This is a genomic window from Candidatus Saccharimonadales bacterium (assembly GCA_035758565.1).
GTDB lineage: Bacteria > Patescibacteriota > Saccharimonadia > Saccharimonadales > UBA10212 > DASTXL01.
On sequence record DASTXL010000001.1, the window covers coordinates 87,616 to 104,674 of the forward strand.

Below are 17,059 nucleotides of genomic sequence, written 5' to 3' on the forward strand. Positions count from 1 at the left end.
TATGGCGACAGATTTGAACGTTAAGAATTTATCAGGCGATATCCGCGCGGCCATTGCCGAGCTTAAAAAGCGGCCCGAAATTGAATCAGTAGGTATTGTTACCCGCGCTGCCGACGGCATTGTCTGGATTTATGGTCTTAGGTCTTGCGGTTATTCGGAGATGATTGAGATCGACGCTGTGGGCGGCGGGGTGGTTACGGCTTTCGCCCTTAATCTTGGCGAAGATGAAATCGGTGCCGTACTCTTGGGTGCCGATGACCGGGTAGAAGCCGGCGCTAAAGCCCGCCTTTCCGGCAAGGTTTTGGAGGTTCCGGTAGGGCCGGAGTTGGCCGGCCGAGTGGTCAACCCGCTAGGCCAGCCACTAGACGGCGGTGAACCTATCAAAACCAAGCAAACGGCTCGCGTGGAACGTCCGGCACCAGGTGTACTGGACCGCAAACACGTCGCCGAACCGCTGATGACGGGACTAACGGCCATCGACACTTTAGTGCCAATCGGCCGCGGTCAGCGCGAGCTTATTATTGGCGACCGTCAAACCGGCAAGACTGCCATTGCCGTTGACGCCATGATTAACCAGGCTCGCTCTAAGTCCGGTGTTATCAATGTTTATGTGGCTATCGGCCAGAAATTATCTAAAATCGCAGCCTTGACTGAACGCCTCAAGCGCGAAAAAGTTATGGACCAGACCATTATCGTGGCTACCAGTCCCAGCGATCCAGCCGCCTTGCTTTACTTGGCACCATACGCGGCGACCGCCATGGGCGAATATTTTCGCGATAACAAGCAGCACGCCTTGATTATTTACGACGATTTATCTAAGCACGCCGTGGCTTACCGTCAGATGTCACTACTCTTGCGCCGTCCGCCAGGCCGCGAAGCTTATCCGGGTGATGTCTTCTATCTGCACTCACGCCTGCTGGAGCGTTCAGCGAAACTAGCCGATAAGCTCGGCGGCGGTTCACTAACCGCTCTGCCGATCATCGAGACCCAGGCCGGTGATATTTCCGCCTACATCCCAACCAATGTCATTTCTATCACTGACGGTCAGATCTTCCTCGAGACCAACTTGTTCTACCAGGGAATCCGGCCAGCTATTTCTGTAGGCCTGTCTGTGTCGCGCGTTGGTGGCGATGCTCAGACCAAAGCCATCAAGAGCGTTGGCGGCGGTTTGAAACTGAGCCTAGCGCAGTTCCGTGAGTTGGCATCCTTTAGTCAGTTCTCCACCGACCTTGATGAAGAAACCCGCAGCACGATTGAACGCGGCCAGCGTTTGACCGAACTTTTGAAGCAGCCACAATACTCACCGAAATCTATTTGGGAAATGTATTGTTCTCTGCTCGCAGTCACCAATGGTTGCTTTGATAATGTGGAGCTTCCGAAAATCAAGCCGGCCGAGGCGGCGCTGCTTGCCGAGCTAAAATCCAAGCACGCTAAGCTGGTCGAAGCTATTAATAAGGGCGACAAACCAACCGACGAGCAGACCAACCAGGTATTGAAAGTAGCTCAGACGATCGCTAAGAGTTACGAAACAACTAAGTCTAACCAGAATAGGGCGGCTTAGAAATGCCAAGTCTAATAACGCTAAAGCGCCGGATCGGCTCCATCAAAAATACTCGCCAAATTACTAAGGCGATGGAGTTGGTTAGCTCTTCTAAACTGCGCCGGGCCCAGGCCGCGGCGCTAGCGTCCAGGGCTTATCGGGAGGCGGCTTATGATCTGCTATCTCGTCTAAATCAGGTGAAGGAAGTCGAGCAGCAACCGCTGTTTAAAAAGCGCCCGATTAAAACTCGCCTGTACGTAGTGATTACATCCAACAGTGGGCTAGCCGGGGCTTATAATTCCAATGTTTTAAAGTTACTGGCCCAAGATTTAAAGCAAGACCAATCAGAAAAAGTTAAATCCAGCGCCATCACGGTTGGTTCCAAAGGCGCCCAGTTTGTCCGAAGAGTTGAGAACGTCGAACTCTTTAGTCATTATCCGGCCTTTGGCGACGAGCCAACAGAGGGTGATATTGTGCCACTCTTAAATTCGGTTATTGACGCTTACCGCGAAGAGAAGGTTGACGAAGTCCGCTTAATCTATACGGAGTTTAAATCCAGCCTGAGCCAGGTAGCGACCAGCCTTTCGCTATTGCCGGCCGGTACAGAAGAAATGCCAAAAGAACCGCCGGCCACTGCCGGTTTTATGAATTTTGAGCCGGATGTTGAAACGGTTATTCATAACGCCGGCGTCCGGCTGATTCAGGCCCAGATATGGCAAGCTTTACTGGAAAGCAACGCTAGCGAGCACGCTATGCGTGCCGTAGCCATGAAGAACGCCACCGATAACGCCGACGATCTTATCGAAGATTATACGTTGGAATATAACTCGACCCGTCAAGGTAAAATTACCCAGGAAATCGCCGAAATCACAGGAGGAGCAGAAGCACTTACTGCTTAGGACATGATGGATAGATACGAAGTTTTTATACAAAATTGTAAACAAATTCTTGTTTGCAATTTTGAGAGGAGGAGCAGCGATTTGCTGGAGACTCGAAACAGGTCTGCAAGAATAGTTTCGATGTCGGAAGCATTAAGCTTGCTTCGACGAGGAGCCGAGGCGATGGCCGGTTAATGAATGAAAATGGAGGAAGAAAGATAAATGGCAACCACAACTAAAACCAAACCAAAGACCAGCGAAGGCGTTGTTAGCCAAATAGTCGGTGTCGTAGTCGACGTCGAATTTAAGCCGGATCACCTGCCGGCGATCTATAATGCACTAACCGTGGAACTCGAAGATAAGCTTTTAACTCTCGAAGTCGCTCAGCATTTGAGCGAATCTAGCGTGCGGGCTATTGCTCTCGGTAGCACTGATGGCCTGGAGCGCGGCGTTAAAGTTACCGATACCGGTACGGCTATTTCGGTACCGATTGGCGAGCAGACTCTGGGGCGAATGTTTAACGTTACCGGCCAGCCGATTGATGATAAAGAAGATAAATTTACCAAACACTCCCCGATCCACAAGAGTCCACCGCCGCTGATCGATCAGTCCGCTACGGTTGAAGTTTTGGAAACTGGTATCAAAGTTATTGACTTGATCTGCCCGATGACTAAGGGCGGTAAGGCCGGTTTGTTCGGTGGCGCCGGCGTCGGCAAGACCGTTCTAATTCAGGAACTGATTAACAACATTGCCAAGTTCCACAGCGGTTACAGCGTATTTGCCGGTGTTGGTGAGCGCACCCGCGAAGGCAACGATCTTTACGCCGAAATGACAGAGTCTGGCGTTATTAAGAACACCTCGATGGTCTTCGGCCAAATGAACGAACCGCCAGGAGCTCGCCTGCGCGTTGGTCTTTCTGGATTAACGATCGCCGAAGGCTTCCGCGACCAAGGCAAAGACACACTGTTATTTATCGACAACATCTTCCGCTTTACCCAGGCCGGTGCCGAAGTATCGGCTTTGCTTGGCCGCTTGCCGTCAGCCGTCGGTTATCAACCCAACCTGCAGCAAGAAATGGGTGCGCTGCAAGAAAGAATTACGTCTACGCGCGAGGGTTCGATTACGTCTGTTCAGGCAGTTTATGTGCCGGCCGACGACATGACCGACCCGGCGCCGGCTACCACTTTTGCCCACCTAGACAGCACGATTGTTCTTTCCCGCGCGCTAACAGAAATCGGTATTTATCCAGCCGTCGATCCGCTCGACTCCACATCGAACATCCTTGATCCGGAAATCGTCGGCGAAGAGCACTATAACGTCGCTCGCGAAGTTCAGCGCGTATTGCAGCGCTACAAAGACCTTCAAGACATCATCGCCATGCTCGGCATGGAAGAGCTTTCTGAAGAAGACAAGCTAACCGTTACCAGGGCTCGCAAGATCCAACGTTTCTTTTCTCAGCCGTTCTTTGTGGCCGAGCAGTTTACCGGCAACAAGGGCCAGTACGTTAAGCTAGCTGATACAGTGCAAGGCTTTAAAGAAATTCTTGAAGGCAAGCATGATGAGCTACCCGAGTCTGCTTTCTACCTTAAGGGCGCAATTTCAGACGTCAAAAAGAAGTAGAATCCGATAAGCAATGATCCACTTACAGCTAGTAACATTAACCGGCATTAAGTTCGACGATGACGTTTACGAAGTAACTTTGCCGACGCTAGATGGCGAAATTGGTGTGCTGCAAGATCACATGCCGCTAGTTAGCGTAGCTACCAGCGGAGCCATTGCCATTAGAAAAAATCGTAATGACCCAGATCGCGCGCGCGATATTTTTGCTATCAGCGGCGGTGTGATAGACGTAGAAAATAATAATCTGCGAGTTATTGTGGACGAGGCCGACCATGCCGACAATATCAACGAAGCCGAGGCCGAGGCTGCCCACCAGCGGGCGCTCGCGATGAAAGCCGAAGCTCGTGATCAAGTCAGTCTGGAGCACGCCCAAACCATGGTCGATCGCTCCAGCGCCCGCTTAGATGTCGCTAGGCTCAAGCGCCGCCACCAGCGATAACGGCTCCGCTTACGCTTTGCCTTATGAGGAACCCCTTCGCGGTTCCTCATCGCACCGGGCAAAAAGTGCGATTTTTGCTCGGGCTCTCTTCCGGAGGAATAGCGCGAGGCGTTACTACCTTTCCTTTAGACAGATTTTATTAGGCCCGTATCCAAGTACGAGCCTTGCTGCCGGCATGAAGTGCACCGTGTCTCTATAAGTGATAATATTATGATAACTATGAATAATGAGCTGCCGACCACAACTTTAGTGATTTTCGGCATTACCGGCGATCTAGCCAGCCGATATATTCTGCCGGCGCTGGCTAAACTCGACGAGCTGGGGCAGCTGCCCGAAAACTTTAGGTTACTAGGGCTGTCACGTCGCCAGATTAGCTCGGAAGACGTGCTTAAGGGCGAGACCAGCCGGCTAAAGAAATACCTGGAAACAACCCAAATGGATATGGCCGACCCGGCAGATTACCAAAAGCTAAAAGAAAAATTGCCAGCTCAGGGCCAGAAAATTTTCTACTTATCCATTCCGCCGGCTGCCGTTATGCCAATCTTGCGCCGCTTAAGCGCGGCCGGTTTGAATCACGGCAACACCAAACTGCTTTTAGAAAAACCGTTTGGTTACGATTTGGAGTCCGCCAGAGAATTAATAAGCGAAATCGAGGAGTGCTTTAAAGAAGACCAGGTCTACCGCATAGATCACTACATGGCTAAAGAAATGGCCCAAAACATCTCTGTTTTTCTGGGTAGCAACGCGCTGTTCCGCAAAATCTGGAACAACCAATTTATTGACTCTATCGATATCATAGCGGCCGAGAAAATTGGTATTGAGGGTCGAGCAGATTTTTACGAACAAACCGGCGCTCTGCGTGATATTGTGCAGAACCACTTAATGAATCTGGCCGCCTTAACGTTGATGCGCCCGTGCGGCAGTCTTTTTGAGTTCGAAGATATGCCCGAGCGTCGTCTAGAAGCGCTCAAAAGTCTAAAAGCCGCCGATCCTAACGGAGCTGTTCGGGCTCAATATGATGGCTATCAAGACGAGGTGAGTAATGAGCGCTCGCTTGTTGAAACTTTTGCCGCCGTCACTCTAGAGTCCAGCGACCCGCGCTGGCATGGTGTGCCTATCAAGCTAGTTACGGGCAAAAATTTAGACACCAAAGTTACAGAAATAAGAGTTAGGTTCAAGCAAACTGACGAATCGCAAGCTAACGAACTTTGTCTGCGTATTCAGCCAAAAGAAGGTGTAGAGATTGATCTGTGGGCTAAGCAGCCAGGCTTTAGTCACGATTTGCGCCACTTGCCGCTGTCATTCGATTACGCTCAGGGCGCCGAGCGTTTGCCGAATGCTTACGAACAAGTCTTGGTCGACGCCATGCGCTCACGCACCAGTTTGTTTGCTGGCGCTGGCGAGGTATTAGAAACCTGGCGCGTGCTTCAGCCGATCTTGGAGCATTGGCAAATGAACTCAAATATAAATACCTACAAACCCGGTGTCGCGGTTGAACAAGTGCTCGAGGCCGACGTATAATAGAGTAAATAATGTCAGAATCAATCATAAAAGCCACTAAAGTGGTCAAGACTTTCGGTGACGTAAAAGCCGTGCGCGGCATTAGCTTTGATGTGCCGGCCGGCGAGATTTTTGCTTTTTTGGGTCCGAATGGCGCCGGCAAATCAACGACCATTAGCATGCTGACAACTATGCTCAGGCCGACTAGCGGCGAGCTTTTTTTGAACGGCCACAACGTAGAGACCGACCAAGACGCTGCCCGCCAAAGCTTCGGCATTGTTTTCCAAGACCCGGCCCTTGAAGAAGAATTAACGGCCTACGAAAACATGCAGATCCACGCTGTTTTATACGGCATTCCAAAAGCCGAGCAAAAACCGCGCATCGAAGAGCTAATGAGATTAGTTGATCTATGGGAGCGCAAAGACAGCTTTGTCAAAACTTATTCCGGTGGTATGCGCCGCCGCTTAGAGATTGCCCGGGGCCTGCTTCATCATCCCAAAATTTTATTCTTAGACGAACCAACACTTGGACTCGATACTCAAACCCGCAATTTGCTCTGGGATTATGTCAAAAAATTATCCGACACCGAAGGCATGACTATTTTCTTTACCACTCACTATTTAGATGAAGCCGAGGCGGTGGCCGACCGGATCGCCATAATTGACCACGGCCAAATTATCGCTGAAGGCACAGCTAAACAACTGGCTCAAAAAACCAAGACCAAAAGCTTGGAACAAGCCTATTTGCAGTTGACCGGCAAAGAAGTCCGCGACGAAACGAGCTTGTCTAATAACGGTCTAAACGTTCGTACGGCTCAACGCAATAGGAGACTGCGCTAGTGGAAGTTGTATATACGTTATGGCTCCGCCAAATGAAACGCTACGTGCGGACTCGCTCGCGCGTGGTTGGCGCTATCGGCCAGCCCATTTTATTCCTTTTGGCGCTCGGTTACGGCGTGGGTTCGGTTTACAAAAAAGCCGGCGAAGGCAACTACTTGGAATTTTTAGTACCCGGCATTATTATTCAGACTATTTTATTCAGCGGTGTTTTTTGGGGAATTCAAATTCTATTCGACAAGCGCTTTGGTTTTTTAAAAGAAATGTTAGTGGCGCCGGTTAGCCGGTTTCGCATTTTGCTTGGCAACGCCAGCGGCGGAGCGACTATTTCGCTAATCCAAGGTATTTTTGTGCTGATCATCTCCGTGGCTTTAGGTTTCCGACCGTATAACTGGGCTTATTTGCCGCTTAGCCTGTTGATCATGCTAGCGCTGTGCCTAATGTTGACCAGTTTTGGCGCAGGCCTGGCCAGTATAGTCGAGGATTTCCAGGGCTTTCAGGGAATCAACAACTTTTTGATTTTCCCGTTATTCTTCTTATCGAGTGCGCTTTATCCTCTAACCAATGTGCCAACCGCGCTAAGGATCATGTCTTACTGCAATCCTTTAAGTTACTGCGTGGATGCTCTGCGGTTCAGTATGATTAATCAGCATCACTTTAATATCTTTCTCGATCTTGGCGTGATTGGCGTAACTTTAATTGTTTGTGTGATATTTGCCGTTAATCGGTTTAACCGTTTGCAAGTTTAGTCAGACTTAGTCGAATAGTACCAGCCGGAGCTGCCGGATAGTAAGTTACGCCGGCTTTCAGATGGCCGCCTTGAGCCTGCAGGATGCGCTGGTATTGCTGGTCAATAAAAGAAGTCAGTTTTAGCTGGCCCGCGCTATTTGGGCGAGCGACTATCGGGGTGATATTTTCGTCAGTATTGCCGGTAACCGACAAAATACGGTCTTGCTGGTCAACGTAAATAATTCTAGTCACAGGCATATATCCCCTCAAATGGACCTTTTGAGCGGTGCCCGAATCGTCGTAGCTGGCAAGCGCCAAAGCTTGGCTAGCACCAAGTAAATTTAAAGTTGCTAAAAAAAGCCCGCCTAATATAACTCGTCTCACTTGGCTAACCTCCCCAGGTTGCTAATAATGACTAAACTAAATTATACGTTAGCGGTTTGAACTAGCGCTAGTGGATAAGCGTAGTATTTTTTGCTAAAAAACGCTTGCTAACAAAACCTACAAATATTTATAAGCTTTGTTAGCGCGACAAGCAGACTTTAACTTGGCACGTTGCTGGAGCGACGAAGGCGGGGGAGGGGGCGTGTGATTCACCTCCCCCGCCACGAGCGCCGCTCTCGGCTCCCTCGGAAATGAGACAAAACGAGGGGTGCCAAACTTGCAAATCAGGCAGCGAGAGGGGGAGCGCTTGATTGGCAGCGCCTCCCCTTTTCTCGCCGCTCGCCGATTCCCCGGGGAGAGGACAGGGAGTCGAGCCCTTCAGCTGGACGTCAGCGATTCGGCGTACCAGACGTTCTCGTTCGTGGCCGGGTCCTCGCTCAACGGTTCCGAGTTGAGGTAGAGGTCTTCTCCCTCCTCTTCGATGTCGATCGGCCCGGCGAGCATGGTCACGAGCTTCTCCTTGATCGCCTGCTCGAAGTAGTGCTCGAGCACGCTCTTCAGGAGGTGCTCGGCGACGTCGCGATTGATGGACAGCTGGAGGGTAACCCTGCCGACGCTCTCGAGATCATCGGAGATCTCGAACATGATCAGCATGGCGTTGGACTCCAGCTTCCGGCGGTCGTCGAACAGCTTCGTGAGGACGCGACCCACCTGCTTCCAGGTGGTCTCGATCATCTCGATCAGTCCGTCGATTTCCGCTTCGAACTTCGGCGGAACATCACCTTCGCAGATGATGCGGTAGGTCAGGAAGGCCTGCGAGGCGCCGTTATGACGCATAGTCTTGCAGTCGTAGCACATGACCCCTCTCGTGTGGTAGCAACACCTCGGCATTTGTTGCCTTAAGCGGCGCATTCGGCGCGCCACAAGGTGAGGGCCAAACACTTATTAAAAATGCTTGGTTCTCACCTTGTGATGCAAAGTCTGCTTGTCAATAAAAACAACTTCGGAGTAATCTCAAACGAAGTTAAGCATATTATACTATAAAATTACGCTATTACAACACTAAGAAAAGAGATGATATACTTAAGCGTAATGGATGCCGAAGCAACCGCTATTAAAATAAATAATTTATCAAAACGCTACGCCAGTTCTGAGCATTTGGCATTGAATAAACTGTCGCTTGCGGTTAAGCCCGGCGAAGTTTACGGATTCTTGGGCGCTAACGGCGCCGGTAAGTCCACCACTATCCGAACATTACTTAACTTTATTCAGCCCACTAGCGGCTCGGCTACCATTTGCGGACTGGATATAGTAAAAGATTCGGTGGCCGTTAAGAAGCACGTTGGTTATTTGGCGGGCGAGGTGGCGCTTTACCCAAAAATGACCGGCCGGCAATTCCTAAATTACATGAGCGATCTGCAGCCGGCCAGCAATGCCAACAATTTGAATAAGCTTGTCAAGCGACTAACTGCCAACCTTAGCCGGCCGATTCACGAACTCAGCAAGGGCAATCGTCAGAAACTTGGTCTCATTCAGGCCTTCATGCATCAGCCCGACGTACTTATTCTGGATGAACCGACCAGCGGCTTGGATCCACTAATGCAGGAACAATTTTTTGAAATGGTTAATGAAGCGAAATCTCGTGGCGCGGCCATTTTTGTCAGCAGTCACAACTTCGCGGAGGTACAGAGAATGTGCGACCGCGTGGGTTTTTTGCACGCTGGCGAGCTAGTGGTAGAAAAGACTCTAGAAGACCTGGCCACTAAGGCTGCTCATACTCTTAAGCTTACGTTTGCCGATACGGCACCAGTGGCTGAGCTCAAGCGTCTGCCTCGCGTCAAGGTAACCTCGCATGATGCGCATCACTTGAGCGTTTCGCTGGAGGGTGAACTTACACCTTTGTTCAAGGTTCTAGCCCGCCACCACGTCACCCGCTTAGAACAGCAAGAGGTCAACCTAGAGGAAGAATTCCTGCACCTCTATCAGAAAGGCGGACAATAATGGGTGTTGCCGTTACAGAGCTTCAAAGGCGTAAGTGGTCAACGGTTTGGTGGACGGTCGGTATCGGATTGTTTATCGCGATGATCTTCGCTATCTATCCGTCATTTCGCGGATCGGCGGGTCAGCTGGATAAATCACTTTCTAGCATTCCGGCCTCCGCCCGTGACCTATTCACCGATACGGGGGATTTTCTGTCGCCGGTCGGCTATCTTAGTTCGCAGTGTTATTTTTTGTTGGTTCCATTGCTTTTTTCTTTCTTATCCATAGCTCTAGGCAGCTCACTCTTAGCCCGTGAAGAACAAAGCGGAACCCTAGAACTGCTCTTGGCCCGACCAATATCTAGGTCTCGCTTGCTTTTAGCTAAAGCCGCTGCGGGCACCGTTATTTTACTGGTGGTTGGCGTAGTTATAGCGATACTCGGCGCTATTTTGTGTGCCGCTATCGGCTTTCCGGGCGTCAAGTCGGTCGGTGTTTTCTTTACCACCATCATGTGCTTGGATATCGCAATATTATTTGGGGCGCTGGCCTTTGGTACGACTGCCTTGGGTCGGATGGGCCGTGGCGCGGCGATTGGCGTCAGTGTTCTAGCGGCATTGGCCGGCTATCTTTTTAATTCGCTCGATAAGTCCGTTACTTGGCTGGTTTGGCCGGCTAGGCTGCTGCCGTTTCACTACTATCATCCGGCAGCTGTTCTGCAAAGCGGCGGTCTCCCGTACTGGGATGCGGCTGGTATGTTTATTGCCAGCTTGGTTTTGCTAGGTTTAGCACTACTAGCCTTTCGCCGCCGCGACATTGGCTAAATGTTTTAAACGGTCAGCGGTATAATTAGGGTATGGAGAGGCCTTTGGCGGAGCGCATGCGTCCGCAGAAACTATCTGACGTTGTCGGGCAGGAACAAATCCTGGGCGAGGGCAAAATCCTAAGCCAGCTTGTTAAAGCTGGTAAGCCGTTTAGTTTAATTTTTTGGGGGCCGCCGGGCAGCGGCAAAACCACTTTGGCGCGGACTATCGCCAACGAGATGGAGGCGGACTTTATTGAAATCTCCGCCGTCACGGCCGGCAAGGCCGATGTTAATAAAGTTGTTGAGCGGGCAAGGGCGAACGAGCAGGGTAGTACAATTGAGCGGCCGCGCCATACAGTTTTATTCGTCGACGAGATACACCGTTTCAACAAGGCTCAGCAGGATGCTTTTTTGCCGCATGTCGAATCGGGTTTGATTACTCTCATTGGCGCCACGACCGAAAACCCAAGTTTTGAGGTAATCACACCTCTTTTAAGTCGTAGTCGGGTAGTTGTGCTCGAGCCTCTAAGCAAAGAAGATATCATCGAGATTATCAAACGCGCGGCTAAGGCCGAGAAAATTACCAAAAAATTATCTAAGGAAAGCATAGATTTCCTGGCCGAAATTAGCGGCGGCGATGCCCGCGTGGCGCTTGGCAACTTAGAGCTATCCATGGAGCTGGCCGGCAGCAAAAATATAACCAAAGAGTTAATTCAGCAGGCCGCCCAAAAACGTATCCCGGGATACGACAAAGCTGGCGAGATGCACTACAATATCATCAGCGCCTTTATAAAATCCATGCGCGGCGGCGATACATCAGCCGCGCTTTACTGGATGGCCCGCATGCTGCAGGCCGGCGAAGATCCGAAGTTTATTGCCCGGCGCATGGTGGTTTTTGCCAGTGAAGATATAGGCCTGGCCGCCCCGGCCGCGCTAAACCTGGCCGTATCAACTTTCTTGGCCGTGGAACGGATTGGTTTGCCGGAATGTTCTTATAATCTTTACCACTGTGCCACGGTTATGGCCAAATCGCCAAAGAGCAGGGATGTTACCAATGCTATGGGTGCGGCGCAAAGAGCGGCGCGCGAACACCCCGATGCTTCTGTGCCTCTACATTTACGCAATGCCCCGACCAAATTAATGAAAGATTTGGGCTACAACAAAGGCTACAAATGGGACGCCGGATTTAAAGACCAACGTGGCTTCTTGCCAGAGGAGCTCAACGATATAAACTTCTTCTAGGAAATCTAGATATAATGTCTGTATGGACGATATTGAAGCCTGGGCGCGCAAAAAGAAAAAAGCCATCGCGAAAGGATTTATAAGAGAAACAGATTTTAAGCCAAGCGAAGAGCTTGCTGGCATTTTTACTGCAGGTCTTCCTGGGGCGGGTAAAACAGAATTTACAAAAGAGTTGATAAAAGAAATTGTGAACCCGCCAGTCCGCATTGACATGGGTGAAATAGCCACACTAATGGAAGGATATAAGCCCAAACTTGCCAACAAGTTTCGAGCGGGCGCAACGATAATACTAGAGCGCATCTATGATGAGGTAGTCAAAAACAAATTAGATTTTGTATTTGACGGAACTTTCGCACACGCTAAAGCTATTCCAAACCTACAAAGAGCCTTAGACCACGGCTATAAAGTAAAAATCTACTACATCCATCAAGATCCAGTAGTTGCCTGGAGATTTACTCAAGACAGAGAGCTGGTGGAGCATCGATCTATAGAGAGAACGGGGTTTATTGATAGCTATAAATCCCTGCAAGCAAACCTTCACAGCTTGTGCAATGACTACAAAAATGTTACAATAAGTCTAATTATTAAAGATGGTGATAATAAGATCGGCGACCGCAAAGAAGATGTCTCAGATCTTTTTAGTGAATTGCCGAAATTTCTTACCGACGAGGAGATAGCGACTGCTATACTATAAATAACGTTATGACTCGACTCATATATAAGATTTTCAGACCCAAAGTAAAGCTAAGCGAAGTGGCAGAACCTAAGCCATCAAAGGCCGCCGCTCGCGTTCTTAATGATGCTTTAAAACGAGCGTATGTTGAACAAAAAAGCGTGAGTACTCACGCAGCCTCAATAAGGAGCTCCAGCTCTACCTCTAGCTTCACGCGCACCTAAAGCGCGCGTGGGGTGGAGCGTATAAAATTATTTCCAACTATGGCCTAATTCGCTAAGAATGAGCCAAACTTTAATATCGCTCTGAAGAGCATCTTTTAGAAACTCCTGAATTTTCAGACATATTTCATCTTGCTTTTTCACCCGTTCCTCAAAAGCGGCTGCGTTGATTTCAACCTCAACGGGTGCAAGCATGCCGTCTCCTGCAGCTTTTAGCAGACGAACACTTACTTCATCTTCGGAAAGAACAATATCTTTGCCGGAAAGTTCTTTAGCAATCAGTCCTTTTACGCTTTTCGTCATAGTTGCTAGCTTGTATTCAAATTCGGAGTTCTTTTGATAAATATTAACTGTCGGCATAACTCAAATTATACGCTCAAAATAGGTGGCTAGGCCTGCATGTCTTCTTGGGGAACATGGATTGCCCAGTCAAAATTACCAGAGCTAAATACGCGCTGCTCGCTTCCGCGGAAAGGCCGTAGATCTACCATAAATTCCTCGTCAGATAGACCCGCGGTGCGTACGGCGTCGATAAAGAATGTTGGTGCATCACAAACTCCACCCACCACCCACAGGGGTGAAATTTTATAACCATCTCGCGCTAATCTTTTAGATAACGCCGATACTCTTGCATGGTATTTATATCCCCATACACCGTTCATTAGCACTCCTCGGTTCCTTGCGGCGTGGTCGGCGCCCACTAAAGCCGCCACTACGGCCTTCTCGTCGGCTTCAAAAATGTCCCTCAAGCCCTGTGTCATATGAACTTCGCGCTCCTCTGCGCCATAGTGGGGGAGGGAATAGTCTACGTCGATCGGAACAACCTTTATACCTTGCCTGACCATGGCCTTAGCAACCTCTTGGTAACTTTCACGGCGCTCCTTTTTTAGAGGATCGGTATCGTATTTAAGCTCTACTCCTACCCGGGTGTCTCCAAGTTCGTAAGAAGGATCTTTATTAAGAAGGTCAATCCCAGGGCTGGGAGGGCTCTCTACGGCATAATGGGTCGTGCCACAGGCCTTGATTTCTGCCGCATGTGCCGCTAGATGTCTGCGAACCGGACTATTCCTGTGGTCTTCACCTATCAGTACCAGCTGGCTGTTGTCAAAGATGCTTGCATAATCGACCGGCTGGACAATATCGTCTAAATCGTTAGCAAGGTCGTCACTACTAGTCCATGTATTATCAGATTCTAATAAGCGTTTGTGCGGCATAGCGGTATCCTACTTCCTATGCGGTTCAAAGTGCAAGCATAAGCGGACTATAAAGGAACGCGCGCGGGGTGGAACAGATAAATTAGTTCAAGCAATCCACCGCGCCGGTGCCAAACGGGTTCTCGGCGGCTGATAGTTTATAGCCCATGCAGGCAGGGATTGGTACGCCTTTGCTATTTGGTCCGTTGCCGTCGTAGCCAAAATCTCCCCAGTGATCGTGAAAGGCCTGCACGATATCCGGCGTGAATATGGCCGGCGCCATAAACTGGCCGTTATGGTGGATATCAAAGTGGATATGGCTGCCGTTAGATCCCGCTTGGGTCAAATACATGTAGCCGATGATTTGGCCCTTCTTAACCTTTTGACCGTTATGTACCAATACAAAGGGCTTGTAAAAGCCATTTGGCTTACTGACAAAAGGTTCAATGCTGTAGTCAAAGTTGTATCCCTGGGCGATCTCTATTGATATGTCGTACTTGGTGTTATCGCCAACTTTAAAATTATAGTCAACACCGTTAACAACACCGTCAGCTACGGCGTAAATTGGCGGATAGTTACTGGGTGCCGTGCCGCCTTTGGGCCAGGTTTTATAACCATCACCAAATTGCGCGTGACCGCCAGTGTGCGGGGCAATGGAGCGTACGCCTTTATAAGGGTTGCCGCCCTGAACAACGTCCATATCTACCAAAAACCGATCTGATTTATGAGTTTTGAGGTAACTGATATCCGGCAATGAACTATCGTGGGGCAGCGGCGGGCCGTTGCGGTGAATCCAGACTTCGTAGCCGGCTACGCCTACCGCTAAAACAATAATTAATCCAAATAACCATAAGTGGCCAAAGCCATTCTGCTTATGCTTCATGAATTGAATTATACGCCAAACGCACGCTGGAATATGCGTCCAGTAATTTTCTTCAACTTAAAAAAGGACGCCGCTCTTTTCTCCTTCTGCTTTTCTAAAGCTCGAAGCAAATGCTCTACCTCACGATTTAGCCTAGGTCATTAGGGCAAAAGGTGCCGTGAGCGTATACTTATAAATAACTAGACGACTGCAACACTAAAAATCAGTTAGGGAGCGGATAAAGATTGTTGTTGGGCTAAGCCAAAATAGCAATCATAAAAGAAAGGACATCTCAAATGTCTTTATTCCACACTTCTAACAACGACGCGCCAGAAACTAAGCCAGCCGAAGGCGCCGAAACACCAGAAACCACTACCGAAACCAAAGAGTAGTCGGTATGTTGGGGAGCTTGGTTTTTAAGCCGGGCTCCCTGGTCCATAAATATTTAAGAAAGGTTTATTTAAGAAAATGTCAGCTAAATTATTTGTAGGGTCATTACCCTTCAGCATCGACGACACCAAACTAAAGACTCTGTTTGAGGAGTTTGGAACGGTCGAATCGGCCAGAGTAATCATAGATCGCGATTCGGGCCAGTCAAAAGGCTTCGGTTTTGTAGAGATGAGCACCACTGACGAAGCTCAGGCAGCCATAAAAGCAATGAATAGCAAAGATATCGATGGTAGAAATATCGTAGTGAACGTAGCTAAGCCGCAAGTAGATCGCCAAAATTCCTTTGGCGGACGTGGGCGCTACTAAAGTGTCCAAAGATCGCGGTCGCAAAGAGGTCAAAAAACCAAAGAAAGCTTAAGCTAAAAGACTAGCCAGGAGTCGGGCTGGTAAAATTATTCAACTTATGCTAAAATAAGCTCTAAGTTGTTTTAAGAATCCAGGTTTAGTTTTTCTCTCCATGGCTTTTTATAGCAATTCAAGAGTTAACTAAATAAAGGGATTCTTTTTATATGTATAAAAATTCTAGATCCGGCGCCGGCCGCCGCTCCGGCTATACCGTATATAGCAGCAAAAACCATCGCCCGCCGAAAAACCGCTCCAAAGGGCAGGTTATTGATCCGGCCAGATTTATTAAAGCCGCCACCGCCAGCGAACAGATAGATTACGTAGCCACTAATAGCTTTGATGATTTTGCTATGCACCCGTTACTTAAAGCCAATGTAACAAGCAAGGGCTACAAAGCGCCTTCTGAAATCCAAGATAAAACAATTGCTATAGGACTTGCCGGCAAGAACGTGGTTGGCGTAGCCGATACGGGCACCGGCAAAACCGCCGCTTTTGCGTTGCCGGTTTTAAACAACCTAATGCGCCGCCCAGGCAGCAACGCCATAATCATCGCGCCAACCCGCGAGCTGGCTATTCAGATAGAAGAGCAGTGCGTGCTTTTGAGCAAAAACAGCGGCATAAAAATGGCCACGCTGATTGGTGGAATGCCAATGGGCCGCCAGATACATTCATTGCGAATCGGCGCGCGCCTGATAATTGGCACGCCGGGCCGCATCAAAGACCACTTAAATCAAGGTACTCTGAATCTAGCTTTCTGCGACATGGTTGTTCTGGATGAAGTGGACCGTATGCTAGACATGGGCTTTTTACCAGACGTGCGTACGATACTCGGTGAGCTGCCCGGGGAGCATCAGGCCTACTTCTTCAGTGCCACGCTAAGCAACGAAATAAAGAACCTGATAAATACTTTTTGTCACGATCCGGAATATGTAGACGTAAAAGGCGGAGAAACTAGCGCCAACGTGCACCAAGACGTGGTGCGCTATTCCGGCAAAGAAGAAAAAATTGAGCTACTACACGAAGAGCTGATCAAAGAAGGCAACACCAAGACGATCGTCTTCGGCAAAACCAAATATGGTGTAGAGCGTCTGGCTAAGGAGCTCGTGGCTCGCGGCTTTAAGGCCGAATCTATCCACGGCGGCAAAACTCAAGGCCAGCGCAAGCGCGCGCTAGAAGCCTTTCGTCAAGATAGATCAAACATTTTGGTAGCGACAGACGTCGCGGCTCGCGGCATAGACGTAAAAGATATTTCGCACGTTATCAACTACGATACGCCGCAAACTTACGATGATTACGTGCACCGCATCGGTCGTGCCGGCCGGGCCGGACGGGCCGGCCACGCCCTGACGTTTGTCGAGCGGTAAT

At 49.5% G+C, this 17,059-nt stretch carries 18 protein-coding genes; 13 read left to right on the forward strand and 5 right to left on the reverse strand.

Going from position 1 to position 17,059, the window contains the following annotated elements; genetic code table 11:
- Position 1 precedes the first annotated feature (1 nt).
- The 7 genes from atpA (at position 2) to VFT49_00555 (ending at position 7,562) form a co-directional block, all read left to right on the forward strand.
- Entirely contained in the window at positions 2-1,561 is a 1,560-nt protein-coding gene (atpA, locus tag VFT49_00525) for a F0F1 ATP synthase subunit alpha (protein ID HEU5004554.1), read from the forward strand.
- 2 nt (positions 1,562-1,563) lie between these two features.
- Positions 1,564-2,439 carry an ATP synthase F1 subunit gamma gene (atpG, locus tag VFT49_00530; protein ID HEU5004555.1) on the forward strand — a complete coding sequence of 292 codons (876 nt, stop codon included), beginning with the start codon at positions 1,564-1,566 and terminating at the stop codon, positions 2,437-2,439.
- A gap of 201 nt (positions 2,440-2,640) precedes the next feature.
- Complete coding sequence (gene atpD / locus VFT49_00535; GenBank protein ID HEU5004556.1) at positions 2,641-4,038, forward strand: F0F1 ATP synthase subunit beta; 1,398 nt, start codon at positions 2,641-2,643, stop codon at positions 4,036-4,038.
- Positions 4,039-4,051: 13 nt separating this feature from the next.
- Positions 4,052-4,477, forward strand: a complete 426-nt coding sequence (gene atpC / locus VFT49_00540; GenBank protein HEU5004557.1) for an ATP synthase F1 subunit epsilon — start codon at positions 4,052-4,054, stop codon at positions 4,475-4,477.
- A 219-nt stretch (positions 4,478-4,696) separates the two neighbouring features.
- A complete protein-coding gene (locus VFT49_00545) occupies positions 4,697-5,998 on the forward strand; it encodes a glucose-6-phosphate dehydrogenase (protein ID HEU5004558.1) in 1,302 nt (433 codons plus the stop codon).
- 11 nt (positions 5,999-6,009) lie between these two features.
- Positions 6,010-6,816: an ATP-binding cassette domain-containing protein gene (locus VFT49_00550; GenBank protein ID HEU5004559.1), complete on the forward strand. Its 807-nt coding sequence runs from the start codon at positions 6,010-6,012 to the stop codon at positions 6,814-6,816.
- Positions 6,816-7,562, forward strand: coding sequence for an ABC transporter permease (locus tag VFT49_00555; GenBank protein ID HEU5004560.1), 747 nt, complete (start codon positions 6,816-6,818; stop codon positions 7,560-7,562). The genes VFT49_00550 and VFT49_00555 overlap by 1 nt, the downstream gene beginning before the upstream one ends.
- Here VFT49_00555 and VFT49_00560 read toward each other — a convergent pair.
- Positions 7,543-7,926, reverse strand: a complete 384-nt coding sequence (locus VFT49_00560) for a hypothetical protein (protein HEU5004561.1) — start codon at positions 7,924-7,926, stop codon at positions 7,543-7,545. The two genes, VFT49_00555 and VFT49_00560, sit on opposite strands and share 20 nt — an antisense overlap.
- Before the next feature lie 378 nt (positions 7,927-8,304).
- The gene (locus VFT49_00565) at positions 8,305-8,763 is read right to left on the reverse strand and encodes a hypothetical protein (protein ID HEU5004562.1); all 459 of its coding nucleotides are present in this window, start codon (positions 8,761-8,763) and stop codon (positions 8,305-8,307) included.
- A 255-nt stretch (positions 8,764-9,018) separates the two neighbouring features.
- On the opposite strand from VFT49_00565, the gene VFT49_00570 reads away from it, so the two are divergent.
- The 4 genes from VFT49_00570 to VFT49_00585 are packed head-to-tail and all read left to right on the forward strand — an operon-like array spanning position 9,019 to position 12,644.
- Positions 9,019-9,927: an ABC transporter ATP-binding protein gene (locus VFT49_00570; protein HEU5004563.1), complete on the forward strand. Its 909-nt coding sequence runs from the start codon at positions 9,019-9,021 to the stop codon at positions 9,925-9,927.
- Entirely contained in the window at positions 9,927-10,727 is an 801-nt protein-coding gene (locus tag VFT49_00575; protein HEU5004564.1) for an ABC transporter permease subunit, read from the forward strand. Before VFT49_00570 ends, VFT49_00575 begins: the two co-directional genes overlap by 1 nt.
- 32 nt (positions 10,728-10,759) lie before the next feature.
- Positions 10,760-11,950 carry a replication-associated recombination protein A gene (locus tag VFT49_00580; protein ID HEU5004565.1) on the forward strand — a complete coding sequence of 397 codons (1,191 nt, stop codon included), beginning with the start codon at positions 10,760-10,762 and terminating at the stop codon, positions 11,948-11,950.
- 22 nt (positions 11,951-11,972) lie between these two features.
- Complete coding sequence (locus VFT49_00585; protein ID HEU5004566.1) at positions 11,973-12,644, forward strand: zeta toxin family protein; 672 nt, start codon at positions 11,973-11,975, stop codon at positions 12,642-12,644.
- 230 nt (positions 12,645-12,874) lie between these two features.
- Here VFT49_00585 and VFT49_00590 read toward each other — a convergent pair whose 3' ends face one another.
- From VFT49_00590 to VFT49_00600, 3 genes are all read right to left on the reverse strand, one after another.
- Positions 12,875-13,204, reverse strand: coding sequence for a hypothetical protein (locus tag VFT49_00590; protein ID HEU5004567.1), 330 nt, complete (start codon positions 13,202-13,204; stop codon positions 12,875-12,877).
- 29 nt (positions 13,205-13,233) lie between these two features.
- Positions 13,234-14,058, reverse strand: coding sequence for a hypothetical protein (locus tag VFT49_00595; GenBank protein HEU5004568.1), 825 nt, complete (start codon positions 14,056-14,058; stop codon positions 13,234-13,236).
- 82 nt (positions 14,059-14,140) lie between these two features.
- The gene (locus VFT49_00600) at positions 14,141-14,920 is read right to left on the reverse strand and encodes a peptidoglycan DD-metalloendopeptidase family protein (protein ID HEU5004569.1); all 780 of its coding nucleotides are present in this window, start codon (positions 14,918-14,920) and stop codon (positions 14,141-14,143) included.
- A 447-nt stretch (positions 14,921-15,367) separates the two neighbouring features.
- Between VFT49_00600 and VFT49_00605 the strand changes: the two genes are divergently transcribed.
- Both VFT49_00605 and VFT49_00610 read left to right on the forward strand, forming a co-directional pair.
- Complete coding sequence (locus VFT49_00605) at positions 15,368-15,655, forward strand: RNA-binding protein (protein HEU5004570.1); 288 nt, start codon at positions 15,368-15,370, stop codon at positions 15,653-15,655.
- Between the two features lie 203 nt (positions 15,656-15,858).
- Positions 15,859-17,058 (forward strand): DEAD/DEAH box helicase, encoded by a 1,200-nt coding sequence (locus VFT49_00610; GenBank protein HEU5004571.1) that lies wholly within the window; start codon positions 15,859-15,861, stop codon positions 17,056-17,058.
- Position 17,059 lies beyond the last annotated feature (1 nt).

What these genes read in the sequence shown, in the direction of transcription:
- VFT49_00550 (HEU5004559.1), top strand. Translation starts at nt 6,010, where the DNA reads ATGTCAGAATCAATCATAAAAGCCACTAAAGTGGTCAAGACTTTCGGT.
- VFT49_00580 (HEU5004565.1), top strand. Translation starts at nt 10,760, where the DNA reads ATGGAGAGGCCTTTGGCGGAGCGCATGCGTCCGCAGAAACTATCTGAC.
- VFT49_00595 (HEU5004568.1), bottom strand. Translation starts at nt 14,058, where the DNA reads ATGCCGCACAAACGCTTATTAGAATCTGATAATACATGGACTAGTAGT.
- atpA (HEU5004554.1), top strand. Translation starts at nt 2, where the DNA reads ATGGCGACAGATTTGAACGTTAAGAATTTATCAGGCGATATCCGCGCG.
- VFT49_00570 (HEU5004563.1), top strand. Translation starts at nt 9,019, where the DNA reads ATGGATGCCGAAGCAACCGCTATTAAAATAAATAATTTATCAAAACGC.
- VFT49_00585 (HEU5004566.1), top strand. Translation starts at nt 11,973, where the DNA reads ATGGACGATATTGAAGCCTGGGCGCGCAAAAAGAAAAAAGCCATCGCG.
- VFT49_00545 (HEU5004558.1), top strand. Translation starts at nt 4,697, where the DNA reads ATGAATAATGAGCTGCCGACCACAACTTTAGTGATTTTCGGCATTACC.
- VFT49_00605 (HEU5004570.1), top strand. Translation starts at nt 15,368, where the DNA reads ATGTCAGCTAAATTATTTGTAGGGTCATTACCCTTCAGCATCGACGAC.
- VFT49_00590 (HEU5004567.1), bottom strand. Translation starts at nt 13,204, where the DNA reads ATGCCGACAGTTAATATTTATCAAAAGAACTCCGAATTTGAATACAAG.
- atpD (HEU5004556.1), top strand. Translation starts at nt 2,641, where the DNA reads ATGGCAACCACAACTAAAACCAAACCAAAGACCAGCGAAGGCGTTGTT.
- VFT49_00565 (HEU5004562.1), bottom strand. Translation starts at nt 8,763, where the DNA reads ATGCGTCATAACGGCGCCTCGCAGGCCTTCCTGACCTACCGCATCATC.
- VFT49_00600 (HEU5004569.1), bottom strand. Translation starts at nt 14,920, where the DNA reads ATGAAGCATAAGCAGAATGGCTTTGGCCACTTATGGTTATTTGGATTA.
- VFT49_00575 (HEU5004564.1), top strand. Translation starts at nt 9,927, where the DNA reads ATGGGTGTTGCCGTTACAGAGCTTCAAAGGCGTAAGTGGTCAACGGTT.
- atpC (HEU5004557.1), top strand. Translation starts at nt 4,052, where the DNA reads ATGATCCACTTACAGCTAGTAACATTAACCGGCATTAAGTTCGACGAT.
- atpG (HEU5004555.1), top strand. Translation starts at nt 1,564, where the DNA reads ATGCCAAGTCTAATAACGCTAAAGCGCCGGATCGGCTCCATCAAAAAT.
- VFT49_00610 (HEU5004571.1), top strand. Translation starts at nt 15,859, where the DNA reads ATGTATAAAAATTCTAGATCCGGCGCCGGCCGCCGCTCCGGCTATACC.